The sequence below is a fragment of the Nocardiopsis sp. MG754419 genome (assembly GCF_018207095.1).
Classification (GTDB): Bacteria; Actinomycetota; Actinomycetes; order Streptosporangiales; family Streptosporangiaceae; genus Nocardiopsis.
The window spans coordinates 1-490 of record NZ_QOCZ01000359.1 but is presented as its reverse complement, the minus strand read 5'-3'; the positions used below and the strand labels follow the sequence as shown (position 1 = coordinate 490).

Sequence of the window (490 nt, the reverse complement as noted above, 5' to 3'; positions counted from 1 at the left end):
GGTTCTCGCGGACCTCGACCTGGTAGTGGCCGTTGCCGTCGGGTGCGGTGACGGGGCAGCCGGGGCCCACGACGTAGCCGCCGTGGGCGCGGGTGTCGACCAGCCACCCCAAGTTGCCGCTGGTGTTGCCCAGCTTCGGCCCGGTGCGGTGGGTAAAGTACAGGTGCCACCCGCCCTTCCTCGTGCGTACGGTGAAGGTGTCCAGCGGCAACGGCTCACCGGTCTCTTCGGCCAGGAGCGCGAGTACGTCGGCTCCGTCGGTGATGCCGGGCCGGTTCCACGGGTCGGGCGTTGTCTGTCCGGGTTTGGGGGTGTCGAGGTCGATCACCACCAGGTTGGCGGGGCCGGTGGCGATGCCGTAGTTCGCGGTCGGCCACTGGCGCCACCAGGTGCGGATCTGGTCGGGGTCGGTGGTGGCGGTCTTCTCCCAGTTCCGGACCAGCGGTGGTTTCTTGGAGCGGGGGGTGAGGGGGAAGACGGGCCAGCCGCG

At 70.4% G+C, this 490-nt stretch carries 1 protein-coding gene; it reads right to left on the bottom strand.

The window, feature by feature from the left end; translation table 11 throughout:
• Window positions 1–490: bifunctional DNA primase/polymerase (locus DSY14_RS28115; protein ID WP_211719603.1), on the bottom strand; the 490-nt coding region annotated here is incomplete at both ends.